3 protein-coding genes are annotated in these 2,029 nt (G+C 63.6%); all 3 read right to left on the bottom strand.

The features are described 5' to 3' along the window. Positions 1-44: 44 nt before the first annotated feature. Entirely contained in the window at positions 45-473 is a 429-nt protein-coding gene (locus DCI01S_RS18015) for a hypothetical protein (RefSeq protein WP_061230197.1), read from the bottom strand. Between the two features lie 510 nt (positions 474-983). Further along, entirely contained in the window at positions 984-1,373 is a 390-nt protein-coding gene (locus DCI01S_RS16370; protein WP_061230196.1) for a TadE/TadG family type IV pilus assembly protein, read from the bottom strand. Then, positions 1,354-1,719 (bottom strand): Flp family type IVb pilin, encoded by a 366-nt coding sequence (locus DCI01S_RS17040; RefSeq protein ID WP_082767899.1) that lies wholly within the window; start codon positions 1,717-1,719, stop codon positions 1,354-1,356. Before DCI01S_RS17040 ends, DCI01S_RS16370 begins: the two co-directional genes overlap by 20 nt. Positions 1,720-2,029 lie beyond the last annotated feature (310 nt).

Here is a 2,029-nt window from a genome sequence, read left to right as displayed (position 1 = left end):
CTATTTTCGCCCAGCGATCCGCAGATTCCCATGAATCACCCGGGCTAGTCAGGTAGTAGGTAGACGGCGGATGTGCCGAGGTTTGGGGCGTCCGGGCCGTAGGTGAAGTCGGGGTCCGTGTTCACCATCGAGGTGAAGTAGCCGCGGATGCAGCGTTGGTTCTTGTCGCACGGCGGGTTCCAGCTCTGGCCGGAGAAGTAGTACCCGGTGACGTGGAAAGCCGCGTACCCGTAGACCTCGTACCAGGCGCCCCTGCCGTTGCCGCCGGAGCTGGTGAGGTCAGCCTCGTCGAAGAGCGGGATGAGGATGGTCTTCCCGCGGATCGTCGAGAGGTCGCATTGCTTCGGGGTGTTTCCGGGTTCGCTGTACGCCTTCGTGTTGATGTTGGTGGTGGTGGAACAGCTCTTCTTCGCGTCGGTCTCCAGTCTCCAGCCAGCCGAAACCGCCGGGAACGATCGTCGGTGAGTTCCCACCCGCGCCCGAGCACGTGCCGGCGGGCGTGGTGACGATCGTTTGTTCCACTCCTGTCGGGATCCCGCCGACCGAGGACTGGTTGAAGTCGCAGAGCGAGATGATGAGGGGGAGCGCTGCTGTTCCACCGGTCGGGCCGCCCCACCCGGCGCTGGATGTAGTGGTGAGCGCGGTGCTGTCGTTACCTAGCACCGGAGCGAACCAGTGCTGTCGAACTGCCGAGTTGTGAACGGTCACTCTGCCTGTGGAGGCGGAGGGGACCGCGGGCACAGTGGCGGCAGCCTCGCCCGAGTTGCTGTTCAACGTGGCGAAGTCCTGAGCGGTGTCACGTGGGGAGCCGCAGGCTTTCCGTGCACAGTCCTGGGCGATCGCCAAGGCTGCCGCGTCGGCCCCGATCTGAAGCTGTTGCCTCTCGGCGTGTGTCGCAGCGATATCGAGGGAGATCGCCGCGAAACCCATGAGGGGCACCATGAGGATCGCGACGATGACGGCGACCGCGCCCCGGTCATCCTTCAGCCGAAGCATCGCATGGTCCCCCTGCCGGTGAGGGTGAAGTCATCGAGGGGGAGAAAGCCGGAGACCAGCGTGAACGGATAGGAGATGGTGACCGACACCTGGCCGGGGGCGGTGGTGTCTGATGCACATCGAGTAGGGGTGACGTCGATCATCGAGTCGGTGAGGGGGAGACCTGGCGCGGAGTCTTTGGCCGTTGTACGTGCAGCTGTGGCACTGTCCTGCAATGCCATCACCCGGACGCCATCGCGCGCGGCATTCGAGAGGGTGGTTTGCACGTGGTATGCCCGGCCGAATTCGAGAATGCCGATTACCAGGAGAAGAAGAATCGGCAGGACAAGCGCGAATTCGACCGCTGCAGCTCCGCGGTCACGTGAGGGCGTGATCATTGCGGCGCCTGTCGAGCGAGGGACGAGACGGTTGGGAAGTGAAGGGACTGTCCGGAGTCCGGCGCAGCACCAGTGACGAGTGCTGCGCCGGAGTCAGATCGGGTTTAGCCGCCCGCGGGGGGGCGCCCGCGCCGGCACCGGCCGGGTTAGCGACATCATCAGCGACGCCCTGGAACAGGCCTTGGAGGTTATTGCCTAGCGCAAGAACCGCGACAATGATGATCACGGCAATGAGTCCGACCATCAAGCCGTACTCCACAGCGGTCGCGCCGCGGTCCTTGCGATTGTCCAGGCGATCGGAGAAGAAGGCCTGGAGGGTGGCGAGAGCGTAGAACGCCTGGTTCATGATGAACCCTTTCTAGAGGGGGATTGAGCCCGCAAGCTCGAGGGGGACGCCCCGCGGAGGGCCAGAGGAAATCTGTGCGGGGACTGAGAAGGGTATGCATCCCCCTCTCAGTTTCTGCAAGTTTTTCGACAAGTTTGCGTAACGAACATCCCGCAGGGTCGCAGCTGGCGGATGGGCGCTTCGCGCTGATCGTCAAAGTTGTTGCAGGCTAGCGGCTCTAACTCGACGAGACGAGCTGGCTGCGAGAGCGGCAGAGCGAATGTCCGATTCGTCCGCTGGCAGATCAACAAAACGCCAGGTCGGCTAGGCG

The organism is Dietzia cinnamea NBRC 102147, assembly GCF_001571065.1.
Lineage (GTDB): Bacteria > Actinomycetota > Actinomycetes > Mycobacteriales > Mycobacteriaceae > Dietzia > Dietzia cinnamea.
The sequence above is the reverse complement of the archived record's forward strand: the minus strand, read 5'-3'. Positions and strand labels throughout refer to the sequence as shown.

What these genes read in the sequence shown, in the direction of transcription:
- DCI01S_RS17040 (WP_082767899.1), bottom strand. Translation starts at nt 1,719, where the DNA reads ATGAACCAGGCGTTCTACGCTCTCGCCACCCTCCAGGCCTTCTTCTCC.
- DCI01S_RS16370 (WP_061230196.1), bottom strand. Translation starts at nt 1,373, where the DNA reads ATGATCACGCCCTCACGTGACCGCGGAGCTGCAGCGGTCGAATTCGCG.